Source organism: Streptomyces sp. NPDC048002, from assembly GCF_040653275.1.
GTDB lineage: Bacteria > Actinomycetota > Actinomycetes > Streptomycetales > Streptomycetaceae > Streptomyces.
This window is the reverse complement of sequence record NZ_JBEZNL010000001.1, coordinates 508,330-531,551: the sequence shown is the minus strand read 5'-3', so window position 1 is coordinate 531,551 and position 23,222 is coordinate 508,330. Positions and strand designations below refer to the sequence as shown.

Genomic DNA, 23,222 nt, shown 5'->3' with positions numbered 1-23,222 from the left:
CACGAACAGTTAGGGCAGGGCATGGGACGACCTGGCCTGAGTCGCAGGCAACTCCTCGCCGGAATAGGCGGGTTGACCGTCGCCGGAAGCTTCGGCTTCGCGGCGCTCGGGACCGGGGCCGACGCGCTCGCCTCCGGCGCCGACACCCGGGTGCGCTACTGGAACCTCTTCAGTGGCGGCGACGGCTACAACATGATCGCGATGCTGGACGCCTTCCGCGAGGCGAACCCGGCCATCGACGTGAAGGACTCCACCCTCCAGTGGGGCAACCCCTTCTACACCAAGCTCGCCATGGCGGCCGCCGGAAACCGCGCGCCCGACCTCGGCGTGATGCACATGGGCCGGGTCACCGGCTTCTCACCCGGCCGCCTCCTGGACCCCTGGGACGTCGACCGGCTCGCCGAATTCGGTGTCAGGGAGGCCGACTTCAACCCCGCGCTGTGGAAGCGCGGCGTCATCGACGGCGAGCTGTACGCTCTGCCCCTCGACATCCACGTCCAACTCTGCTTCTACCGCAGGGACATCCTGAAGCCGGCGGGCCTGATCGCGGACGACGGCAAGCTCGTCCCGGTCACCTCCACCACCGAGTGGTTCGAGGTGCTGAAGGAGGCCAAGAAGGTCACCAAGGACGGCCTCCAGACCATCGGCCTGTGGACCAACGACCAGAACTTCCAGTGGTGGTTCTTCGTCGCCTTCTACACCCAGCTCGGCGGCACCTGGTTCGACGACTCCCACACCGAGGTCACCTTCGACGCCGACAAGGCCACCCAGGTCCTGGAGTTCCTGCGGCAGCACGTCACCGACGGCCACACCATCCCCGGCGCCCCCACCGGCGAACAGTTCATCAACGGCGCCCCCTTCACCTGGGAGGGCAACTGGTCGGTGCCGGTCTTCTCCGGTGCGGAACTCGACTACGGCGCCACCCCGCTGCCGCCCGTCTTCGGCAGGCAGGCCACGCACGCCGAGTCGCACGCCTTCGTCCTGCCCCACCAGTCCGGCCGGGGCGGCGCCGCCAACGACGGCGCCCACCGGCTCGCCGCCTACATCGTGCGCAACGCCCAGGCATGGGCCGGCGGCGGCCACATCCCCGCCTACACACCGACCCTGTCCACCCCCGAGTACCAGGCGCTCGTACCGCAGAACGAGTACGTGAGCGCCATGGACCACCAGGCCACCGAGCCGAAGGTGTGGTTCGCCGGCTCCACCGGCGTCCTCGCCCAGGACCTCGGCCCGGTCGTCGTCTCCTCGACCATGGGCTCCGCCGAGCCCGCCGCCGTCGCCCGGCGGATGAAGTCCCGGCTCACCGCGCTCCTCGCCTCCCGCAACCCCATGGACGGCAGGACCGCCGCCGAGGGAGGTGCCGTCGCATGACCACCACCGCAGAGACCGTCGCCGTACCGGCCCGCACCGGGACCGCCACCGCCACCGGGAGCGTCCGCCGCGACCAGGGGTTCCAGCACGGGGGCTGGTTCGTCGCCCCGTTCCTGCTGCTCTTCGCGCTCTTCGTGATCTGGCCGCTGCTGCGCGGCGTCTACCTCAGCTTCACCGACGCCAACATCTCCGGTGACGGCGCCGGCTTCGTCGGCCTCGACAACTACCGCGAGGCGCTGGACGACGCGGCGATGTGGGACGCCCTCGGACACAGCGCCTACTTCACGCTGCTGGTCGTGCCCTGCATCACCGTCCTCGCCTTCCTCCTCGCGATGCTCGCCCACCACATCGAGCGCGGGAAGTGGCTGTGGCGGCTGTGCTTCTTCGCGCCCTTCCTGCTGCCCTCCACCGTCGCCGCCAACATGTGGCAGTGGCTGTTCACCCAGGGCATCGGCCTGTTCAACGAGACCTTCGGGCTCGACACACCCTGGCTCACCGACAAGTCGTACGCGATGCTCGCCATCGTCATCACCACCCTGTGGTGGACGGTCGGCTTCAGCTTCCTGCTCTACCTCGCCGCCCTCCAGGGCATCCCGGGCCATCTGTACGAGGCCGCCAAGCTCGACGGCGCGAACGCCTGGCACCGCGTGGTCCACATCACCCTGCCGATGCTGCGCCACATCACCGGACTGGTGATCGCGCTCCAGATCCTCGCCTCGCTCCAACTCTTCGACCAGGCCGTGGTGATGATGGACTTCGGCCCCGGGCCCGAACTCAGCACCCGCTCGTTCGTCCAGTACACCCTCGAACAGGGCTTCACCAGCTACCGCGTGGGCTACGCCTCCGCGATGTCCGTCATCTTCTTCGTGATCATCGCAGTCGTCGCGCTGGGGCGGATGTGGCTGCTGCGCAACCGTGCGGAGGCCACCCGATGAGCAGCAGTACCGAGATGACGCGCGGCACCGAGACGATGCGCGGCACCGAGACGACGCGCGGCACCGAGACGACGCGCGGCACCGAGATCCGGCTCAAGCCGCGCCGGCCCTGGACCCCCGGCCAGATCGTCCTCACCCTGATCGGCGCCGCCGTCTCCGTCGTCTTCATGGCGCCGATCGCCGCGGCCCTCCTCACCTCCTTCAAGTCCGAGGCGGAGGCGGCCGAGATCCCGCCGCACTGGCTGCCCGAGGCATGGACCGGCCAGGCGTGGCAGGCCCTCTTCGAGACCGGCAACATCACCAACTGGTTCGTGAACTCCCTGGTGGTGTCGGTCTGCGTCACCACCGTCGTGCTCGTCGTCAGCGCCCTCGCCGGATACGGCTTCGCCCGCACCGAGTTCCGCGGCAAGAACGTCCTGCTCGGCGTCGTCATGGCGGGCCTCATGATCTCCCCGGCGGTCCTCGGCGTCCCCCTGTTCACCACGGTCCAGCAGATGGGGATGGTCGACACCTACTGGGGCATGATCCTGCCGCAGTGCGCGCCCGCCGCGATGGTCTACATCCTCTACAAGTTCTTCCAGGGCGTCCCGCGCGAGCTGGAGGAGGCCGCGTTCATCGACGGCGCCGGACGCTGGCGGGTCTTCTTCACCATCGTCGTCCCGCTCGCCCGGCCCTCCCTCGCCGCGGTCGGCATCTTCACCTTCATCGCCTCCTGGAACAACTTCCTGTGGCCGTACATGGTGACCAACAACCCCGACCTGATGACCATGCCGAACGGCATCGCCACCGTCATGAACTCCTACGGCATCCAGTGGGCCCAGCTGATGGCCGGCGGCCTGATGGCGGGCCTCCCCCTGATCGTGGTCTTCGTCTTCTTCCAGCGGCAGATCGTGGCGGGCGTCGCCCACACGGGATTGGCGGGACAGTGACCCTGCGCAGAGCCCTCACGGCGGTGGCGACGGCGGCCGTCATGGCCCTCCTGCCGAACACGGCCCAGGCCGCGGGGACTTACCCCGACCCCCGCCCCCTCACCGGCCAGCAGATCATCCACGACCCGACCGTCATCCGCCTCAAGTCCGGCCGGTACGTGGCCTACTCGACCGGCGGCGTCATCGGCGCCCGCCTCTCCCGCGACGGCAAGCAGTGGGACGACGCCGGCAACGCCTTCGCCGAGCCGCCGAGCTGGTGGTACGAGTACAACGACACCGGCGACCCCTGGGCCCCGGACATCTCCTACCGCGCGGGCCGGTACTGGCTCTACTACGCCGTCTCCTCCTGGGGCACCAACCACTCCGCGATCGGCGTCGCCACCTCCCGCACCGGCCTGCCCGGCACCTGGACCGACCACGGCAAGGTCTTCGCCTCCGAGACCACCGACCACTGGAACGCCATCGACCCCGCCCTGATCAAGGCGGACGGCAAGCTGTGGATGTCCTTCGGCTCCTACTGGACCGGCATCCGCATGGTCGAACTCGACCCCGGCACGGGCAAGGCCGTCCCCGGGACCACGGTCCACCACCTCGCCACCCGCCCCGACCTCCCGTACGCCGTCGAGGGCCCGTACATCGTCCGACACGGCCGCCACTACTACCTGTTCGCCTCCTACGACGCCTGCTGCGCCGGAGTGAACTCCACCTACAGGATCAAGGTGGGCCGCTCGACGGACATCAGGGGCCCGTACGTCGACAGCACCGGCAAACCCCTCCTGGAGGGCGGCGGCGACCTGCTCCTCGAAGGCCACGGCCGCTACATCGGCACGGGCGGCCAGTCCGTCTTCCAGGACAAGGGCAAGGACTGGCTGGCGTACCACTACTACGACGCCGAGGACAACGGCACCCCGAAACTGGGCCTGAACAGACTGACCTGGAAACCCAACGGCTGGCCGACCGTCCGCTAAGGACGCCCTTTTAGGGGCGCGGGGCTGTGTTGATCTGCGGCTCCGCCGCGCAGGCGCGACAAGCCACAACGAGCCCGCACCCGCCACCGATCCCGGAACCACCCCCTGCGAAAGGCGACCATGCACACCGCCCGCTTCACCCTCGACCCCGCCTTCACCGTCGGCAAGGTCAACCCCCGCCTCTTCGGCAGCTTCGTGGAACACCTCGGCCGCTGCGTCTACACCGGCATCTTCGAACCGGACCACCCCACCGCAGACGACGCCGGCCTCCGCCAGGACGTCCTCGACCTCGTCAGGGAACTCGGCGTAACGGCAATCCGCTACCCCGGAGGCAACTTCGTCTCCGGCTACAAGTGGGAGGACTCCGTAGGCCCCGCCGAGGACCGCCCCCGCCGCCTCGACCTCGCCTGGCACTCCACGGAGACCAACCGCTTCGGCCTCTCCGAGTACATCGCCTTCCTGAGGAAGGTAGGCCCCCAGGCCGAGCCCATGATGGCCGTGAACCTCGGCACCCGCGGTGTCGCCGAGGCCCTGGAACTCCAGGAATACGCCAACCACCCCGCCGGCACGGAACTCTCCGAGCGCCGCCGCGCCCACGGCGACAAGGACCCCTTCGGCATCCGCCTGTGGTGCCTGGGCAACGAGATGGACGGACCCTGGCAGACCGGCCACAAGACGGCGGAGGAGTACGGCAGGATCGCCGCCGAGACGGCCCGCGCGATGCGCCAGCTCGACCCCACCGTCGAACTCGTCGCCTGCGGCAGCTCCGGCCAGTCCATGGAGACCTTCGCCGAGTGGGAGGCGGCGGTCCTGAAGGAGACGTACGACCTCGTCGACCACATCTCCCTGCACGCCTACTACGAGCCCCTCGACGGCGACGTGGACTCCTTCCTCGCCTCCGCCGTCGACATGGAGTCCTTCATCGAGAACGTGGTCGCCACCTGCGACCACGTCGGCGCGCGGCTGAAGTCCAAGAAGAAGATCAACCTGTCCTTCGACGAGTGGAACGTCTGGTACCTGAGCCGCTGGCAGGAGCAGGCGCAGACCTTCGAGCAGGACGACTGGCCCGAGGCGCCCCGGCTGCTGGAGGACAACTACTCCGTCACCGACGCCGTCGTCTTCGGCTCGCTGCTGATCGCGCTGCTGCGCCACGCGGACCGCGTCACCGTCGCCTGCCTCGCCCAGCTCGTCAACGTCATCGCGCCGATCATGACCGAGCCCGGCGGCCCGGCCTGGCGGCAGACGACGTTCTTCCCCTTCGCCCAGGCCGCCCGCCACGGCCGCGGCGAGGTCCTCGACGTACGGGTGGACTCCCCGACGTACGAGACCAGGAAGTACGGCGAGGCCGATCTGCTGCACGCCACCGCCGTACGCGGCGAGGACGGCACTGTCACGGTGTTCGCGGTGAACCGCGGCCGTACCGAGGCGCTGCCCCTCGACGTCGCCCTGAACGGGCTGGACCTGACCGAGGTCGTCGAGCACAGCGCGCTCGCCGACGCCGACCCGGACGCCCGCAACACCCTCGACGCGCCCGAGCGGGTCGTCCCGCACCCGGTGGAGGGCACCGCGGTCACGGACGGCCGGCTCACCGCCGTACTGGAGCCGCTGTCCTGGAACGTGATCCGCCTCCGCTGATCCGTCCCCGTTGATCCGCCTCCGCTGACACACGCGCGGCGCACACCGGCCACAATGGTCGTATGAGGATCTCGGCACGGGCGGACTACGCGGTACGAGCGGTACTGGAACTCGCCGTACGGCGCGACGACGGCCCGGTGAAGGCGGAGGCCATCGCCACCGTGCAGGACATCCCGCACAAGTTCCTGGAGGGCATCCTCGGCGACCTCCGCCGCGCCGGTCTGGTCGACAGCCGGCGCGGCGGCAACGGCGGCTACCGGCTGGCCCGGGAAGCCTCCGACATCACGGTCGCGGATGTGATCCGGGCCGTCGACGGCCCCATCGTCTCCGTGCGCGGGGTCCGGCCCACCGGCCTGTCCTACGCCGGGTCCGCCGAGCCGCTGCTGCCGCTGTGGATCGCGCTGCGCGCCAATGTCCGCCGGATCCTGGAGGGCGTCACCATCGCGGACGTCGCCGCCGACGCGCTGCCCGAGTCCGTGGTCTCGCTGGCCGCGGAACCGGCCGCCTGGGAAAACCCTTAACCCGTTCTCAGCTCGCGCTCAGTTTGATCGCCTAGCGTCCCGTCCCGTCATTCCTACTCAGCCGGTAGGAAAACCAAGGGATGGGAACCGCATGCGCACGCTGATACTGCTCGCCCTCGCGGGCCTGGGCGCCCAGCTCGTGGACGGCAGCCTCGGCATGGCCTACGGAGTCACCTCCACCACGCTGCTGCTCGCCCTGGGCACCAATCCGGCGGCCGCCTCGGCCACCGTCCACCTCGCCGAGATCGGCACCACCCTGATGTCGGGCGCCTCGCACTGGCGCTTCGGCAACGTGGACTGGAAGGTCGTGGCGAAGATCGGCGTCCCGGGCGCGGTCGGCTCCTTCCTCGGCGCGACGGTCCTGTCGAACCTCTCCACCGAGCTGGCCGAGCCGGTCATGTCACTGATCCTGCTCGGCCTCGGCCTGTACGTCATGTCCCGGTTCACCTTCCGCGGCCTGCCCAAGGGGCAGCTCGGCAAGCCGCTGCGCAAGCGGTTCCTGTCGCCGCTGGGCCTGGTCGCTGGGTTCCTGGACGCGACCGGCGGAGGCGGCTGGGGCCCCGTCGGCACGCCCGCGCTGCTGGCCAGCGGCCGGATGGAGCCGCGGAAGGTGATCGGTTCGATCGACACCAGCGAGTTCCTGGTGGCGGTCGCCGCCAGCCTCGGCTTCCTCGTCTCCCTCGGCTCCCAGGGCATCGACTTCGTCTGGGTCCTCGCCTTCCTGCTCGGCGGGCTCGTCGCCGCCCCGATCGCCGCCTGGCTGGTCCGCCTGCTCCCGCCGCGCATCCTCGGCTCGGCGGTCGGCGGCGTCATCATCGTGACGAACGTCCGCACCCTGCTCCACAGCGACTGGATCACGGCGCCGGCGACGGTGTCCACGGCGGTCTACGTCCTCCTGTACGCGACCTGGGCGGCGGCCCTGGCCTGGTCGATCCGCGCGTACCGGGCGGAGAAGGCGGCGGAGTCCACCCCCGAGACCCCCGAGACCGCCGACAACGCGGAGTACGTCCCCGCGAACGGCTGAAGCGGCCTCCGGCGCACCCTCCGGGCTGTTCATATCCCCTTCACCTCAAGGGCGTTGGTATGCCACGGAAGCGGTCCTAGGTTCGGTGCGACCGTCCCGTCGACCCCGGAGAACCATGCGCCGTCCGTTACCGATCCGGCCCGTGTCCGTGTTCGGTGCCGTCCTGATCGGTCTCGCCGTGGCGGCGGTGACCGTCCCGCCCTGGGCGGAGGGCCGGGCCGACAGCGCGGATGCCGAGCCCGGACGGGGCTGCGACTCCTCGGTCCCGTACATCGCGGGCGAGGGCGGGTACGCGAGCTACCGGATCCCCGCGGTCGTCCGGACCGGGGCCGGCAGCCTGCTCGCCTTCGCCGAGGGCCGGGTCGGCGGAAAGGCGGACCACGGGGACATCGACGTCGTGCTCAGGAGGTCCCTGGACGGCGGATGCACATGGGGACCGCTGCACGTCGTCGCGGACGGCGCCGGAGACACCCGCGGCAACCCGGCACCGGTCGTCGACCCCCGGACGGGGAACGTCGTGCTCGTCACCTCGCACCACAGCGGTGACATCACCGAGGAGCAGATCCTCCGCGGTGAGGCCCCGCATGGGGCCGGACGGCGGGTCTTCGTGCAGATCAGCGAGGACGACGGCGGCTCGTTCTCGGCGCCGAGGGAGATCACGCCGCAGGTGAAGAAGCCTGACTGGCGCTGGTACGCGACCGGCCCCGGGCACGCCGTCGCACTCACCCGGGGCGAGCACGCGGGCCGCCTGGTCGTCCCCGCGAACCACTCCGCCGCGCCTCCGCCCGGCTCCCCGGACACCGGCCAGGAGCCCAGGTACTACGGGGCACACGCGATCTACAGCGACGACGGGGGCGAGTCCTGGCACCTCGGCTTCGTCGACGACTCCTACGACGGCGTGCACAACGCCAACGAGTCGACGGCCACCCAACTCCAGGACGGACGCCTGTACTTCAACGCCCGCAACCAGAAGGGCACGAGCGAGGGCAACCGCCTGGACGCCCACTCCAGTGACGGAGGCTCCACGCTCGACCGGCCCTACGCGGAGCAACCTTCGCTGAACGACGTGCCGTTGGTGGAGGGCAGCGTGCTGCGACTCGACGGCCGCCTGCTGTTCTCGGGCCCCTCCGTACCGACCGACCGTGCGGCGATGGCGGTGTGGAGCAGCGCGGACGACGGCCGTTCCTTCACCAAGGCACTGACCCTGTCCGACCTGAAGGCCGGCTATTCGGACCTCGTACAGGCCGACGCCGGCCACGTCGGCGTCCTGTACGAGACGGGCACCCGGACGGCGTACGAGCGGATCGAGTTCCGGCGGGTCGCTTCGGAGAGCGTGGGCCGGCGGTAGGCGGCCGGATCCCGCCCGCCGTCTGCGGGCGGGCGGGGCGGTGGGGGTCAGCTCTGTTCGATGCCCAGGGTCAGGGTGCCCGTGTATCCGGCCGAGGTGGTGCTGCCGAGGGCGGTGAGGGTCAGCAGGCCGGACGCGGCGCCTCCCTCGTCGTAGATGGAGTCCTCGGCGAGAGTGGTGCGGGTGACCGTGTTGCCCGTGTACGGCGAGATCGCGGCGACCCGGGTGCTGATCGTCTCGCTGAAGAAGAGCTGGCCGGTGTGGAGTTCCTGGCCGCCCGTGAACGAGCCGTCCGAGGTCAGGGTGACGTTCGTGTGCACCTTGATGTGGATGTGGATGCAGCGGCCCCGGTACCAGCCCGGGTAGACCGTGGTGATGTTCGCGACGCCGTTCGCGCCCGTGAGGACTCCGCCGCGCAGGAAGGTTCCGTTGTCGGGCTCGTTGTGGCCGTTGTTGCCGACGAAGCCGGAGTACTCGCCGAGCACGTCGGCGTGCCAGATCTCCACCAGCGCGTTGCTCAGGGGCGCGCAGGTGTCGTCGTCGACGACGGTGAGGGCGAGCTTCAGCGGAATGCCGGTCTTGTCCTCGGCGATGTTGGACCGGACGAGCTGTCCGTCCAGGTAGTAGGGGCCTTCGGTCATCTCCTTCGTGAGGGTGCACACGGCCGCGGCGGCGACGGGCTCGGCGCGTGCGGGGGAGGGGGACGGCGACTCCGGGGCGGCCGTGGTCACGGCGAGCGTGGCGGCGGTGGCGCCCGTGGCGATGAGGACGGTACGCCGTCCGACGGGGGTTCCTGCGGTGTCTGTCATGAACACGGCACCGTAAGGAGGGTGGCTGTCCGTGGGCTGTCAGTTGTGCAAAATGACACTTCGTCAAGCCGTGCGTCGGTCAAGGGGTGAGTGGAAGAGGGAACCGGCCTCGGGTGGCCGGATCGCGTCGCGCGCGTACTGGGCGCGGTTCGGGCCACGGGTGGCGCCTGCCCGGAACGCTCCCTCTGGGGCTGTGGCCTCTCCTGTGCGCGTTCGCGCCCGTGGCGTGACGTGGTGTCGACGGGTCCGGGCGCCCGTATGCTGACCGGGTAACGCCCGTCTGGGTCGCATCGAGACCGCCGGTCGGACGAGGAGGCGAGGGAATGAGCGTTGCCGTCGACCACACCGGGCCCTGGACCGTCGCCGATGTCCTGGCCCTGCCGGAGGACCGCACCACCCGCTACGAGCTGCTGGGGGAATCCCTGGTGATGTCCCCCGCCCCCGGCATCCGCCACCAGCGGGCCTCGCTTCGGCTGGCCATGATCCTCCACAGGGCGGCCGCCGCTTCCAAAGCGCCGGTCGAGGTGCTGGAGGCCATCAACGTCATCCTGCCCTCCGGTCTTGTCGTCCCGGACATCGTGGTGACCGACGCCGGCGCGACAGCGGAGGATGCCGTCAGCGTGGACGCCGACGGTGTCCAGCTCGTGATCGAGCTCGTCTCGCCCGGTAACCGCATGGTGGATCGAAAGTTCAAGCCGATGCTCTATGCGGAGGCCGCCGTTCCGTACTTCTGGCGACTCGAATTCGATCCCGCGCCCATGCTCGTCGCCTACGAGCTGGCCGGCGGCCGGTATGAGGAGCGGGTGACCGCGCTCGCGGGCACGACCACTCACCTGGACGCCCCCGTCCCTGTGGCGATCGATCCGGCCGAACTCGTTCGCCAGTAACGCCTCTATCTGCGAGGGAGAGGCGGGCCTGCCGCTTGTGCGGGGGATGGCGTGCGCCGAAATCGTGCATTTTGTGCCGTTCCGGCTGGCCGGTTGAGGTGGTCGCGCGAATGGCCGGAGGTTGCCCTGTCCATGCCAACACGGGCTACCTACGATGCGTACGCCTCCGTCTTCACAGGAACCTCACTGTTTCTTCAAAGCGAAACCAAATGCGGAGGCGCAGCCACCCCCCAACCCGAGGAGAAGCCATGAAGCGTGGCCTGCTGCTGAGCGGCGCCGCACTCGCCGCTCTCGTCTCCACCGCACTGCCCGCCAACGCGGCGGACCCGTTCGACAACCCGCCCCCGGACAAGATCATCATCAAGGTCGCCACGGTGAACGGCTCCGGCTGCCCCCAGGGCACCACCGCCGTCGCCGTCTCCGAGGACAACACCGCCTTCACCGTGACCTACAGCGAGTACCTCGCCCAGGTCGGCGGCAACTCCGAACCCACCGCGTTCCGCAAGAACTGTCAGCTCAACCTCGTCGTCCACGTCCCGCAGGGCTTCACCTACGCCGTCGCCAGCGCCGACTACCGGGGTTTCGCCTCGCTCCAGTCCGGCGCGAGCGCGGTCCAGCGGGCCTCGTACTACTTCCAGGGCTCCCCGCAGACGGCGTACCGCAGCCACCCCTACAGCGGCCCGCTCAACGACAACTGGCAGGCCACCGACAGTACGGAGTGGGCGCAGCTCGTCTGGGCGCCCTGCGGGGTCCAGCGCAACTTCAACATCAACACCGAGCTGCGGGTCAACGCCGGTTCCTCCCCGGCGGACAAGGTCAGCTTCATGACCATGGACTCCACCGACGGTGACATCAGCACGGTGTACCACCTGGCCTGGAAGGAGTGCCCGGCGAAGTCCTAGCGAGCCATGAGCGCCGGGGGCCGCGCCGCGTCAGCTCCGGCCGGCCCCCGGCGTCCCCGTCACGGTGTGCCCGAGGAAGGTTGTCCAGGTGACGGGGGAGAGGGTGAGGCGGGGGCCCTCGGGGTTCTTGGAGTCGCGGATGTGGATGGTGGCGGGGGTGTGGGCGACCTCTACGCAGTCGCCGTCGCCGCTGCTGCTGTAGCTGCTCTTGAACCAGATCAGTTCGCCAGTGCTCATAGCTCTCCTCGCAACTGCCTCAGCAGGCTCACGGAGTCTTGGAGGGTGAGAGCCTGCGAACGCATCCTGGCATACCGCTTCTGAAGCACGCTGAACTCATTCGAGTCGGTGACGAGCATGCCGCCACGTTGGCCCTCGCAGTAGGCGTACCACTTGTTCTCCGCGGTCTCCAGAAGCTGCATGGGACCGGCCAGCCCGGCGTGCGATGCTTGCAGCAACGGCATGATCTGAACCTCTACGTTCCGCAGCTGGGTGATGGCCAGCACATGCTCAATCAGCTCCCGCGTGACCTCCGCCCCGCCCGTGCGCCGACGGAACAGATGCTCCTCCAGGATGAAGGCGAACGCCGTGTTGGGCCGCTCGGTGAGCAACCGCTGCCGCTCCTCCCGAGCAAGCCACTGCGCCTCGATCTGCTCGTCGCTCAGCGGCGGGAGTTGGTTCGTGAACAGCGTCCGCGCATACGCCTCCGTCTGCAACAACCCCGGCACCAAACGGCATTCGTACGTGTACAGCGTGATCGCCGACGCCTCCAGCCGTGCCCACTGCCGGAACCACGCGGCCAGCCCCGGTGGCCGGGTGAGGTGCTGGGCCGCCCGGGCCAGTGCCCCCGTGTTGCCGAGCACGCCCTCCGCCCGCTCCGCGAACCTCGGGTCCGGCATGCGACGGCCGAGTTCCAGGGAGGCGACCGTATGCCTGGACAACCCCACCCGCTCCCCGAACTCCTCGCGGCTCAGGCCCGCGTGCTCCCGTAACGCCTGCACCACCGCGCCGAAGGTCCGCAGGCTGTCCGACGCCTCCGGTTCCCCGCCCGTGCCCACCACACCATCGACCACTGTCGGTCACCTCCCGCGCTCATGGTCACGCGCGGTCACGCGTACTGTCCACCCCGTGACCGCGTACGCTTCCTCGGCGTACACGGCTTCTGCCTGGTGAATCGCCCGTCGGGGACGCCAGATTGGGCCCATGACCGCACCGAACCCCCCACACTCCCCGGTTACCGTACGTATGTTCACCCAGCGGTTCGCCGCGACCCCGCGCGGTGCCCGCCTCGCCCGCCGTCTCGCCGTGGGGCAGTTGGACGCGTGGGGCATCCCGCACGGCACCGAGGTGTCGGACACCGTCGCTTTGGTAGTAGCGGAGTTGGCCGCCAACGCGGTCACCCACGCCCGCGTTCCGGGCCGGAGCTTCGAGCTGCGGGTGTCTCTCGTCACTGGGAGCGTCCGCGTTGAAGTGAGTGACGCCTGCGCAGAACGCCGTCCGCCCACACCCGCCGACGTGGGATGTCCGGACCCGCTCGACGAGGCCGGGCGCGGTCTTTTCCTCGTCCAGGCCCTCGCGAGCCGCTGGGAGGTGCTGGGGCGGGGCGCAGTCGGCAAGACGGTCCGCGTGGAGGTCGACGTACCGAAGTGGTCCTCGCTGCAACCCATTTGAGGGCAGCAGCGAGTCGCGGGCGAGGGGGCCGTGGCGCGATGGACTGTTCCCAGTGGTGGTTGGGACCATTGAGTCATGGATGATGACGAAGCGCGTGATCTGGCCGTGGGCTTCCTGCTGTCACGGGAAGCCGCTGCTGCCCGCTGGAAGATGCAGGGACCCTCTCGCGAGGCTGCGGGCTCCGCGTCGGACAGGCGCGAACGCTTGGTGTTCGACTTCTGGCCGTCCAGTGGATCGGCGGAGGAACCGACACACAGGGTCGCCGTGGATCCTGAGACGCGGGAGGCGTTCCTGTTGTGAACCGCGCTCGGCAAGTGCCGATTGTGAAAATGGCTCAGATGCTCCTGAGGGGCTGCTGCGCCGTCAGTGACAGTGCTCATACGGTCTGCTCGGCCACGGGGGCATGAGGAGTCGGCCAATGATCCACCGGTAGCCAGGCGTTAGAACCGTGGGCGCGAGTCCTTCCTCCCGGTGTGGCGCCACCGAACCGGGCATCGCGGCCGTGACCCGCACCGGCCGTCTCTCGGCCGTCAGCTGCGGATTGCCCCCGGCCTTACGGGGCTGCTCGCGACCTCGTCCACCGTCCTGCGGGCGATTACGAACCGCTTCCACGCGGCCTCCGCCTCGCGCAGGTCGGCACCGCGTGCAGCTTCGCCCGGCCTTCCGCAGCCTGGGCCCGCGGCGGGATCGGCGTGGAATGCGGCGCGAGAGAGGCTCCAGACCTCGGCCGGCTCGTCCAACGGCGACGCCGAACAACATGCAACCAAAGGGGACCCGGCGGGGCGATTGACGGCTGTTGCTGCGTGAGCCATTGACGCGAAGGGGGTTCGATTCTACCTTCCCGTCCGAAGTGACGATCGATGTTCGACATACAGAACAGGAGCGTTCACGTGAGCCGCATGAGAACCACCCTCCTCGCCCTTCCCGCAGCCGCGGTCCTCGCCCTGCTGCCGTCCACGGCGCAGGCGTACCCGAACCCCGGCACGGTGACGGGTTCCACCGTCGTCCACGACCCGACGATGATCCGGACCGCCTCCGGGCAGTACCTGCTGTACGCCACCGGTGGCGGCATCGCCAACAAGACGTCCAGCAACCGCGTCGCCTTCAGCGCGGGCGCCGACGCCTTCTCTTCCCGACCGAGTTGGTGGTCGAGCTACTCCTCCGTGCCCGAGGCCTGGGCGCCGGACATCTCGTACCAGGGCGGCAAGTACCTGATGTACTACTCCGTCTCGAAGTTCGGTTCCAACACCTCGGCCATCGGGCTGGCCGGGTCCAGCACGGGCCTGCCGGGCAGTTGGACGGACTACGGGACCGTCTACACCTCCGGCTCCTCCAGCGACTACAACGCCATCGACCCGAACCTGTTCGTCGACAGCGACGGCAAGTGGTGGCTCTCGTTCGGGAGTTGGTGGACCGGGATCAAGATGATCCAGATCAACCCGTCCACCGGGAAGCAGCTCTCCTCCAACACCACCCGCTACTCCCTCGCCTCCCGCCCGACCGGGACCAAGGCCGTGGAGGCGCCGTACATCGTCAAGCGCAACGGCTACTACTACCTGTTCGCCTCGTACGACACCTGCTGCGCCGGCACCAGCAGCACGTACAAGGTCAAGGTGGGCCGTGCCACCAGCGTCACCGGGCCGTACTACGACAAGAACGGCGTGGCGATGATGAACAACGGCGGGACGCCCGTGCTGGAGTCGCACGGCCGGTACATCGGCCCCGGCGGGCAGTCGATCATGAACGACGTCGACGGCGACCTGATCGTCTACCACTACTACGACGGCCAGGACAACGGCACGCCCAAGCTCGGCATCAACCTCCTGAACTGGAGCACCGGATGGCCCGTCGCGTACTGACCCTGCTGGCCGCGCTGGTCTTCCTACTCGCCCTGGGGCAGACCCCCGCCAGCGCCGCCTCGTTCAGCAACCCGGTGAAGTCGGTCAAGGGCGCCGACCCCTGGATCTCGTACCACAACGGCAACTACTACCTGATCAGCACGAGTTGGACCGACCGCATCACCATCCGCAAGTCCACCACCCTGGCCGGACTGGCCACCGCGCCCAGCGTGCAGGTCTGGCAGGGCGACGCGGCCTCCCGCTGCTGCAACATCTGGGCGCCCGAGCTGCACTATCTCAACGGCCGCTGGTACCTGTACTACGTCGCCGGGCAGAACGTCTCCGACTACATCCCGACGCAGCGCACCCACGTCCTGGAGAGCGCCGGCTCCGACCCCATGGGCCCGTACACCTACCGCAACCAGCTCAACTCGGCCTGGATGCTGGACCCGACCGTCGGCACGATCAACGGTCAGCTCTACCTGTTCGGCAGCGCGAGCGGCGGCACCCAGAACCTGGTGGCGGCGCGGATGTCGAACCCGTACACCCTCGCCACCGGCTTCTCCACCATCTCGACCCCGACCTACGCCTGGGAACAGGTCGGCGGCACGGTCAACGAGGGGCCCGAACTCCTCCAGCGCGGCGGCCAGACCCATCTCATCTACTCCGCGAGCGGCTGCTGGACACCCGACTACAAGCTCGGCCAGCTCAGACTCACCGGTTCCGACCCGCTCTCGGCCTCCTCCTGGACCAAGAAGTCCACGCCGGTCTTCCAGCGCAACGACTCCGCGGGCGTCTACGGGCCCGGCCACAACGGCTTCTTCACCTCGCCCGACGGCACGGAGAGCTGGATCGTCTACCACGCCAACGACTCCGCCTCGGAGGGCTGCGACAACGGCCGTACGACCCGGGCGCAGAAGTTCACCTGGAACTCCGACGGCTCCCCGAACCTCGGCACTCCGGTGGCACTGGGCGCGAGCCTGACCGGCCCCTCGGGAGAACCATCGGCGGCCTCCACCACGTACACCCTCACCAACCGCAACAGCGGCAAGTGCCTGGACGTGGCGGACGGTTCGACGGCCGACGGCGCCAATGTCCGGCAGTGGACCTGCAACGGGGCGAACCCCCAGCGCTGGCGGCTGGAGGACCTCGGCGACGACACCCACCGCCTGGTCAGCGTCGCCACTGGCAAGGTCCTGGACACGGCGGACTGTTCCGCCGCCGACGGCGCGGACCTGCGTCAGTGGTCCTGGCTGAACAACACCTGCCAGCGCTTCCGGTTCGTCGCCACGACCGACGGCTACGTCCGCATCGTCAACCAGGCGACGGGCAAGGTCGCCGACGTGGCCGACTGCTCCACGGGGGACGGAGCGGACGTCCGCCAATGGACCTGGCTGAACAACAACTGCCAACAGTGGCGCCTAAACCCGGTATAGAGGAACCCACCTCTTAGGGGCGCGGGGCTGTGTTCGATGTGCGGCTCCGCCGCGTGGGCGCGACCAGCCACAACGAACCCGCACCCGCCACTCAACAGGTTCACCCCATCCCGGCCGCGTTCGGCCAAGCCCCCGCATTGGGCCACCCCGTGGCCGGCGCCGGCGCCAACCCGGGCCCGGTGGTCCCCCGGACCTGCGCCGCCGTGAGCCCGCCCCTGGCGGGAACCCCCGGCGGCGTGGGCCCGAAGGCAGCCGCCGCGGGCACAGCCGCAGGCACGGGCTCGGGCACAGGAGCGGGGACCGGCATCGGCATCGGCGCAGGAACAGGAGCCGGCGCCGCCGTCGCAGCGGCGGCCGCGGGCATGGGCGCGGGCATCGGCGTCGGTACAGGCGTCGGAGCCGGCGCCGGAGCCTGCGCAACCATGGCGGCCGGGATGCCCATCGGCGCCGCCATGGGAATCCCCGCCCCGTTGGTGGAGCCGACCAGCCGGTCCACGGCCGCCGTACCCGAGCTGTAGCTGGTCCCTGTAGCCAGCTCGGGCACGGCGGCCGCTCCCCTCCTGGTCCCGTAGAGCACCTGTTCCAGACCGGACACCAGGCGACGCACGTCCGTCTGGGGGCGCACCACGAGTCTCAGGAAGCGGCTCGACGAACCGATCTTGTTGCCGCATTCACGGACCAGGATCCGGTGCTCGGTGAGCAGCCGGTCCCGGACGACGGTGCCCTCGGCGCCCACGGGCAGGCGCACGAAGAGGAAGTTGCCCTGGGAGGGATAGACCGTGAGGCCGGGCAGCGCGGCGAGCTGGGTCGCCATGTCGAGGCGGTCCCGGCGCACCTGGTGCAGGCTCTCGGCGTACTCCTGCCCGTGATTCTTCAGCATGAACACCACGTGCTCGGCGAAGGCGTTGAGGTTCCACTTCGGCAGCATCGAGCGGACCCGCCCGGCGAGCGCGGGGTTGGCGACGAGGTAGCCGAACCGGATGCCGTGCAGACCGAAGTTCTTGCCGAGGCTGCGCAGCACGATGACGTTGGGCCGCAGCATCGCCTCCTGCACGACCGAGGGCTCCGCCTCCGCGTCGGCGAACTCCAGGAACGACTCGTCGATGACGACCAGGTCGAGATCGGCCATGGCGTCCATGAACTGCACGAGCGCGTGCCGGTGCAGGAAGCCGCCGTCGGGGTTGTTGGGGTTGCAGATCACGGCGACGCGGGTGCCGCGGGCCCGGATGAACTCGGCGTACTGCGCGAGGTCGAGGGCGAAGCCGCTGGACTCCTGGAGCGGGAACATGTCGACCCGCTTGCCGGTCTCCATGGGCTGGTCGGTCCAGCGGCCGAAGGTGGGGACGGGGACGGCGAGGGACTCGCGGACCAGCAGGTGGTCGATCCAGGTGATCAGCTCGGTCGAGCCGTTGCCCATCGCGACGGCCTGCGGCGGGAGTTGGAGGAGGTTGCACAGCTCGGACGTGATGGTGTCGGCGCTGCTGGGGTAGTACGTGATGATGTCGCGCAGCCGGCCCGCCATGTCGTCGAACATGGCGGGCGTGGGGAAGTACGGGTTGCACGGGATGCAGAAGTCGATCGGCCCGACCCCGTCACCGCCTTCACGCGTCAGCGCGGCCATCGAAGGGCTGTGCGCCGCCGTGCTGCGGAACAGCGAGGTGACGTTCTCAGCCAAGGCAACCTCCGTCTGTGGGTGGCCCGCGCGGGGGAGCACGGGCCACCCATGGATACGGATGGTTGTGAGGCGCTGTTCAACCTCTGTGAATTTGTCGGGAAGTTGTGAAGAGGCTGTGACCGACGGTCATGCGCCGAAGGAGTGCACCGTCGTCGTGCGGTACGTCTGACCGGGCCGGAGCACCGTCGACGGGAACGAGGGCTGGTTAGGCGAGTCCGGGAAGTGCTGGGTCTCCAGGCACAGGGCGTCGCCCTGCCGGTAGACCGTGCCGCCGCTGCCGACGAGGGAGCCGTCGAGGAAGTTGCCCGAGTAGAACTGGAGCCCCGGCTCGGTCGTGGCGATCTTCAGGGTGCGGCCGGAGGAGGGGTCGCGCAGGGTCGCCACCCACTCCGGGCGCGAGGTGATCCCCTTGTCCAGCACCCAGTTGTGGTCGATGCCCTTGCCGTACAGCAGTTGCTGGTGGGCGACGCGGATGTCCTCGCCGACCGTCTTGGTGCGGCGGAAGTCGAAGGGGGTGCCCGCGACCTTCGCCAGTTCGCCCGTGGGGATCAGCCCCGAGTCGACCGGCGTGTAGCGGGAGGCGGCGATGGAGAGTTCGTGGTCGTAGATCGTGCCGCTCGCCTCGCCGGCCAGGTTCCAGTAGACGTGGCTGGTGAGGTTGACGACGGTGGCCTTGTCGGTGGTGGCCTCGTAGTCGACGCGCCAGTCCCCGGTGCGGGTCAGGGTGTACGTCACCTTGGTGCGCAGGGTGCCGGGGTAGCCCATCTCGCCGTCGACGGAGGTGTAGTAGAGGTACAGGCCGACGTCGGAGCCCTTGGTGAACGGCTCGATGTCCCAGACGACCTTGTCGAAGCCCTGGGACCCGCCGTGCAGGCTGTTCTCGCCGTCGTTCACGGACAGCTGGTACGCCTTGCCGTCCAGGGTGAAGCGGCCCTTGCCGATGCGGTTGCCGTAACGGCCGATGAGGGCGCCGAAGTAGGGACTGGAGGAGACGTAGTCCTCGATGGTGTCGAAGCCGAGGGAGACGTTGGTGTACCGGCCGCGCCGGTCGGGGATCTCCAGGGACTGCACGATGCCGCCGTAGGAGAGGACCTTCAGGCGGGTGCCGCCGTTCTCCAGCGACCAGCTGTGGATCCTGGTGCCGTCGGCGAGCCTGCCGAAGAGGGACTTCATCGGTCCGCGGCCGCCGCCCGAGGCGTGGGCGGTGCCGCTGAGGGCGGCGGTGACACCGGCGGCCGCGGCCCCGGCGATGAGGGTGCGTCTGTTCAGTTCCATGTTGCGGCTCCTGCAAAGGAAGCGGGCCCCGCCTTCCGGCGGGGCCCGAGCGACTTATGAACCGACCTTGCGCTTGTTCCACACGTCGAATCCGACGGCCGCCAGCAGCACCAGGCCCTTGATGACCTGTTGCCAGTCGGTGCCGATGCCGACGAGGTTCATACCGTTGTTCAGCACGCCCAGGACCAGGCCGCCGATGATGGCGCCGAGCACCGTGCCGACACCGCCGCTCATCGACGCGCCGCCGATGAACGAGGCGGCGATGGCCTCCAGTTCGAAGTTGAGGCCGGCCTTGGGCGAGGCCGCGTTGAAGCGGGCGGCGAAGACCAGACCCGCCAGGGCCGCGAGCATGCCCATGTTCAGGAAGACCAGGAAGGTGACCTTCTTGTCCTTCACACCCGACAGCTTGGCCGCGGGCAGGTTGCCGCCGATGGCGTAGATGTGGCGGCCGATGATCGCGTTGCGCATGACGTAGCCGAAGCCGACCAGCAGCACCCCGAGCACGAGCAGGACGTACGGGGCGCCCTTGTAGCTGGCGAGCAGCATCGTCACGGTGAGGATGGCGGCGCCGAGCGCGACCAGCTTGAGCAGGAAGAGCTTGAACGGCGGGACTTCGAGGGCGAACTCCTGCTGGCGGCGGCGGTCGCGGAACTCCTGGAACACCACGAAGGCGATCAGCCCGAGACCGAGCAGCAGCGTGAGGTTGTGGTAGTTGGTGTCCGGGCCGACCTCGGGCATGAAGCCGTTGGACACCTTCTGCAGGCCCTCCGGGAACGGGCCGAGCGTCTGGCCCTCCAGGAAGATCTCCGTCAGACCGCGGAAGACGAGCATGCCCGCGAGGGTGACGATGAAGGAGGGTATGCCGCCGTAGGCGATGAAGAACCCTTGTGCCGCGCCCGCTATCGCGCCCATCGCCAGGCAGAGGATGACGGCGACCGGCCAGGGCAGATCGTTCTTGACCATGAAGACGGCGGCCATGGACCCGATGAACGCGGTGAGCGAGCCGACCGACAGGTCGATGTGGCCCGCGATGATCACCAGCATCATGCCGATCGCGAGGATCAGGATGTAGCTGTTCTGGAGCACCAGGTTGGAGACGTTGCGCGGCAGCAGCAGGTCACCGTCGGTCCACACGGCGAACAGCACCACGATCAGACCGAGGGCGATCAGCATGCCGTACTGCCGCATGTTGCGGCGCATGCCCTCCATCACCAGGTGGAGCAGGCCGTCGCCGGTGGCCGCGCCGCCCTTGCCGGGCGGCGCCGGCGCCGGAGTCCTGTCGGTCACTTCCGTGCTCATCGGGATACCTCTTTGTCCTTGGTCATCTGACGCATCAGCGATTCCTGCGAGGCCTCGGCCCGCGAGAACTCACCCGTGAGCCGCCCGGCGGCCATGGTGTAGATGCGGTCGCACATGCCGAGCAGCTCCGGCAGCTCGGAGGAGATGAAGACGACCGCCTTGCCCTCGGCGGCCAGTTGGTCGATGACGGTGTAGATCTCGTACTTGGCGCCGACGTCGATGCCGCGCGTCGGCTCGTCCAGGATCAGCACATCGGGACCCGCGAAGATCCACTTGCTGAGGACGACCTTCTGCTGGTTGCCGCCGGAGAGCTTGCCCACCGGTTCGAAGACGGTGGGCGCCTTGATGTTCATGGACTTGCGGTAGCCCTCGGCGACCTGCCGCTCCTCGTGCTCGTCGACCACGCCCCGCCGGGCGACCTTGCCCAGCGCGCTGAGCGAGATGTTGCGGTTGATGGTGTCGATGAGGTTCAGGCCGAAGTGCTTGCGGTCCTCGGTGACGTAGGCGATGCCGTTGCGGACCGCCTCGGGGACGGACTTGGTGCGGATCTCCTCGCCGTCCTTGAGGACGGTGCCGCCCGCGTACCGGCCGTAGGTCCGCCCGAACACGCTCATCGCGAGTTCGGTGCGGCCCGCGCCCATCAGGCCCGCGATCCCGACGATCTCCCCGCGCCTGACCTCGATGGAGACGTCGTCGACGACCTTGCGCTGCTGGTCGATCGGGTGGTGCACGGTCCAGTTGCGGACCTCCAGCGCCGGGGCCGCGCCCTCCTCGGGCGTGTGCGGGGTGCGGTCGGGGAAGCGGTGCTCCAGGTCCCGGCCGACCATCCCGCTGATGATCCGGTCCTCGATGGTCCCCTCGGCCTTCACATCGAGGGTCTCGATGGTCCGGCCGTCGCGCAGGATCGTCACCGAGTCGGCGACCTTGCGGATCTCGTTGAGCTTGTGGCTGATGATGATCGAGGTGACGCCCTGCTTCTTCAACTCCAGGATCAGATCGAGGAGTTTGCCGCTGTCCTCGTCGTTCAGGGCCGCGGTCGGCTCATCCAGGATGAGCAGCTTCACCTTCTTCGAGAGCGCCTTCGCGATCTCCACCAGCTGCTGCTTGCCCACGCCGATGTCGGCGACACGGGTGTCCGGGTGGTCGGAGAGGCCGACCCGGCGCAGCAGTTCGGTGGCGTGCCGCAGCGTCTCGGTCCAGCTGATGATGCCGCGGGTGGCGTGCTCGTTGCCGAGGAAGATGTTCTCGGCGATGGAGAGGTAGGGGATCAGCGCCAGTTCCTGGTGGATGATCACGATGCCGTGATGCTCACTGGCCCTGATGTCCTTGAAGGAGCAGAGCTCTCCCTCGAAGAGGATCTCGCCCTCGTACGTGCCGTGCGGGTGGACTCCGGAGAGCACCTTCATCAGGGTCGACTTGCCGGCCCCGTTCTCCCCGCAGATGGCGTGGACCTCGCCCTGCTGGACGGTCAGTGTGACGTCCGACAGCGCCTTGACGCCGGGAAAGGTCTTGACGATCGAGCGCATTTCCAGGACGGGTCCCGCCATGGTCGTGCCTTCCAATCAGTGGGTGTCGGCGGTTACTTGAGGTCGCTCTCCTTGATGTAGCCGGAGTCGACCACCGTCTTCTGGTAGTTGGTCTTGTCGACGCTGACCGGCTCCAGCAGGTAGGCCGGGACGACCTTCGAGCCGTTGTCGTAGGTCTCGGAGTCGTTGACCTCGGGCTTCTTGTCGTTCAGCACCGCGTCGACCATGTTCGAGGCGACCTTGGCCAGTTCGCGGGTGTCCTTGTAGACGGTCATCGACTGCTCGTCGGCGATGATCGACTTCACCGAGGCGACCTCGGCGTCCTGGCCGGTGACGATCGGCAGCGGCTTGGACTCGGAGCCGTAGTCGTCGGACTTCAGCGCGGACAGGATGCCGATGGAGATGCCGTCGTACGGGGAGAGCACCGCGTCGACCCGCTCGGACTTGTAGGCCGAGGTGAGGATGTCGTCCATGCGCTTCTGGGCGGTGCCGCCGTCCCAGCGCAGGGTGGTGACCTGGGTCAGCTCGGTCTGGCCGGAGCGGACGACGAGCTGCTTCTTGTCGATGTAGGGCTGGAGGACGTTCATCGCGCCCTGGAAGAAGTAGCGGGTGTTGTTGTCGTCGTTGGAGCCGGCGAACAGCTCGATGTTGAACGGTCCCTTCTCGGAGCCGTCCGCCAGACCCAGCTTCTCCAGGATGTAGTTGCCCTGGAGTTCGCCGACCTTCTCGTTGTCGAAGGACGCGTAGTAGTCGACGTTCTCGGTGCCGAGGATGAGACGGTCGTAGGAGATGACCGGGATGTCCGCGTCCGCGGCCTGCTGGAGGACGTTGTTCATCGACTTGTTGTCGATGGCCGCGACGATCAGCGCCTCGACGCCCTGCGTGATCAGGTTCTCGATCTGCGAGACCTGCTGGTCGGGGTCGTCCTCGCCGAAGACCAGCTTGGTCTTGTAGCCCTTGGACTCCAGGTCCTTGACGACGTTGTCGCCGTCGGCGATCCAGCGCTCGGAGGACTTGGTGGGCATGGCGATACCGATGGTGGCGCCTTCCGAACCCCCCTTGTTCTCCTCGCTGCCGCCCTCGCTGTCCTGGCCGCAGGCGGTCAGGGTCAGGGCCAGGGAGGCGGCGGTGGCTATGGCGGCGAGAGCGGCTCTGCGGTTGCGCATGGTCATCTTC

The 23,222-nt window shown here is 68.8% G+C and carries 22 protein-coding genes; 14 read left to right on the top strand and 8 right to left on the bottom strand.

Annotated features, from left to right (window positions below; genetic code table 11):
* The first annotated feature begins 21 nt into the window (after positions 1-21).
* The 8 genes from AB0E07_RS02390 to AB0E07_RS02355 all read left to right on the top strand — a co-directional run bounded on the left by AB0E07_RS02390 (position 22) and on the right by AB0E07_RS02355 (position 8,731).
* A complete protein-coding gene (locus AB0E07_RS02390; protein ID WP_362245490.1) occupies positions 22-1,371 on the top strand; it encodes an extracellular solute-binding protein in 1,350 nt (449 codons plus the stop codon).
* Positions 1,368-2,306 (top strand): sugar ABC transporter permease, encoded by a 939-nt coding sequence (locus tag AB0E07_RS02385; RefSeq protein ID WP_362245488.1) that lies wholly within the window; start codon positions 1,368-1,370, stop codon positions 2,304-2,306. The genes AB0E07_RS02390 and AB0E07_RS02385 overlap by 4 nt, the downstream gene beginning before the upstream one ends.
* 35 nt (positions 2,307-2,341) lie before the next feature.
* Positions 2,342-3,235 carry a carbohydrate ABC transporter permease gene (locus tag AB0E07_RS02380; RefSeq protein WP_362245763.1) on the top strand — a complete coding sequence of 298 codons (894 nt, stop codon included), beginning with the start codon at positions 2,342-2,344 and terminating at the stop codon, positions 3,233-3,235.
* 41 nt (positions 3,236-3,276) lie between these two features.
* Positions 3,277-4,203, top strand: coding sequence for an arabinan endo-1,5-alpha-L-arabinosidase (locus AB0E07_RS02375; protein ID WP_362245761.1), 927 nt, complete (start codon positions 3,277-3,279; stop codon positions 4,201-4,203).
* A 120-nt stretch (positions 4,204-4,323) separates the two neighbouring features.
* Positions 4,324-5,838 (top strand): alpha-N-arabinofuranosidase, encoded by a 1,515-nt coding sequence (locus AB0E07_RS02370; RefSeq protein ID WP_362245486.1) that lies wholly within the window; start codon positions 4,324-4,326, stop codon positions 5,836-5,838.
* Positions 5,839-5,900: 62 nt separating this feature from the next.
* Positions 5,901-6,359, top strand: a complete 459-nt coding sequence (locus AB0E07_RS02365; RefSeq protein ID WP_362245484.1) for an Rrf2 family transcriptional regulator — start codon at positions 5,901-5,903, stop codon at positions 6,357-6,359.
* A 91-nt stretch (positions 6,360-6,450) separates the two neighbouring features.
* Positions 6,451-7,383 (top strand): sulfite exporter TauE/SafE family protein, encoded by a 933-nt coding sequence (locus tag AB0E07_RS02360; protein ID WP_362245482.1) that lies wholly within the window; start codon positions 6,451-6,453, stop codon positions 7,381-7,383.
* A gap of 133 nt (positions 7,384-7,516) precedes the next feature.
* Positions 7,517-8,731, top strand: a complete 1,215-nt coding sequence (locus AB0E07_RS02355) for a sialidase family protein (RefSeq protein WP_362245759.1) — start codon at positions 7,517-7,519, stop codon at positions 8,729-8,731.
* Positions 8,732-8,778: 47 nt separating this feature from the next.
* Here AB0E07_RS02355 and AB0E07_RS02350 read toward each other — a convergent pair whose 3' ends face one another.
* Positions 8,779-9,540: an intradiol ring-cleavage dioxygenase gene (locus AB0E07_RS02350; protein WP_362245480.1), complete on the bottom strand. Its 762-nt coding sequence runs from the start codon at positions 9,538-9,540 to the stop codon at positions 8,779-8,781.
* A 323-nt stretch (positions 9,541-9,863) separates the two neighbouring features.
* Here AB0E07_RS02350 and AB0E07_RS02345 point away from each other — a divergent pair, with 323 nt between their 5' ends.
* On the top strand, positions 9,864-10,427 hold the full coding sequence (locus AB0E07_RS02345; protein ID WP_362245478.1) for a Uma2 family endonuclease: 564 nt from the start codon (positions 9,864-9,866) through the stop codon (positions 10,425-10,427).
* A 248-nt stretch (positions 10,428-10,675) separates the two neighbouring features.
* Positions 10,676-11,329, top strand: coding sequence for a DUF4360 domain-containing protein (locus AB0E07_RS02340; RefSeq protein ID WP_362245476.1), 654 nt, complete (start codon positions 10,676-10,678; stop codon positions 11,327-11,329).
* Between the two features lie 30 nt (positions 11,330-11,359).
* On the opposite strand, the gene AB0E07_RS02335 is transcribed toward AB0E07_RS02340, so the two are convergent.
* Positions 11,360-11,566 (bottom strand): DUF397 domain-containing protein, encoded by a 207-nt coding sequence (locus AB0E07_RS02335; protein ID WP_362245474.1) that lies wholly within the window; start codon positions 11,564-11,566, stop codon positions 11,360-11,362.
* Complete coding sequence (locus tag AB0E07_RS02330) at positions 11,563-12,399, bottom strand: helix-turn-helix transcriptional regulator (RefSeq protein WP_362245472.1); 837 nt, start codon at positions 12,397-12,399, stop codon at positions 11,563-11,565. Before AB0E07_RS02330 ends, AB0E07_RS02335 begins: the two co-directional genes overlap by 4 nt.
* Before the next feature lie 172 nt (positions 12,400-12,571).
* Here AB0E07_RS02330 and AB0E07_RS02325 point away from each other — a divergent pair, with 172 nt between their 5' ends.
* The 4 genes from AB0E07_RS02325 (at position 12,572) to AB0E07_RS02310 (ending at position 16,271) form a co-directional block, all read left to right on the top strand.
* Positions 12,572-12,997: an ATP-binding protein gene (locus AB0E07_RS02325; RefSeq protein WP_362245470.1), complete on the top strand. Its 426-nt coding sequence runs from the start codon at positions 12,572-12,574 to the stop codon at positions 12,995-12,997.
* 75 nt (positions 12,998-13,072) lie between these two features.
* Positions 13,073-13,297, top strand: coding sequence for a hypothetical protein (locus tag AB0E07_RS02320; protein WP_362245468.1), 225 nt, complete (start codon positions 13,073-13,075; stop codon positions 13,295-13,297).
* Between the two features lie 599 nt (positions 13,298-13,896).
* Positions 13,897-14,856: an arabinan endo-1,5-alpha-L-arabinosidase gene (locus AB0E07_RS02315; RefSeq protein ID WP_362245757.1), complete on the top strand. Its 960-nt coding sequence runs from the start codon at positions 13,897-13,899 to the stop codon at positions 14,854-14,856.
* Positions 14,838-16,271 (top strand): family 43 glycosylhydrolase, encoded by a 1,434-nt coding sequence (locus tag AB0E07_RS02310; RefSeq protein WP_362245466.1) that lies wholly within the window; start codon positions 14,838-14,840, stop codon positions 16,269-16,271. Before AB0E07_RS02315 ends, AB0E07_RS02310 begins: the two co-directional genes overlap by 19 nt.
* Before the next feature lie 100 nt (positions 16,272-16,371).
* Here AB0E07_RS02310 and AB0E07_RS02305 read toward each other — a convergent pair whose 3' ends face one another.
* The 5 genes from AB0E07_RS02305 to chvE all read right to left on the bottom strand — a co-directional run bounded on the left by AB0E07_RS02305 (position 16,372) and on the right by chvE (position 23,212).
* On the bottom strand, positions 16,372-17,946 hold the full coding sequence (locus AB0E07_RS02305; RefSeq protein ID WP_362245464.1) for a histidinol-phosphate transaminase: 1,575 nt from the start codon (positions 17,944-17,946) through the stop codon (positions 16,372-16,374).
* Between the two features lie 126 nt (positions 17,947-18,072).
* Complete coding sequence (locus AB0E07_RS02300; RefSeq protein ID WP_362245462.1) at positions 18,073-19,221, bottom strand: aldose epimerase family protein; 1,149 nt, start codon at positions 19,219-19,221, stop codon at positions 18,073-18,075.
* A gap of 54 nt (positions 19,222-19,275) precedes the next feature.
* Positions 19,276-20,520, bottom strand: a complete 1,245-nt coding sequence (mmsB, locus tag AB0E07_RS02295; protein WP_362245460.1) for a multiple monosaccharide ABC transporter permease — start codon at positions 20,518-20,520, stop codon at positions 19,276-19,278.
* Positions 20,517-22,067 carry a multiple monosaccharide ABC transporter ATP-binding protein gene (gene mmsA, locus AB0E07_RS02290; protein WP_362245458.1) on the bottom strand — a complete coding sequence of 517 codons (1,551 nt, stop codon included), beginning with the start codon at positions 22,065-22,067 and terminating at the stop codon, positions 20,517-20,519. The genes mmsB and mmsA overlap by 4 nt, the downstream gene beginning before the upstream one ends.
* 32 nt (positions 22,068-22,099) lie before the next feature.
* Entirely contained in the window at positions 22,100-23,212 is a 1,113-nt protein-coding gene (chvE, locus tag AB0E07_RS02285; RefSeq protein ID WP_362245456.1) for a multiple monosaccharide ABC transporter substrate-binding protein, read from the bottom strand.
* Positions 23,213-23,222: the final 10 nt, after the last annotated feature.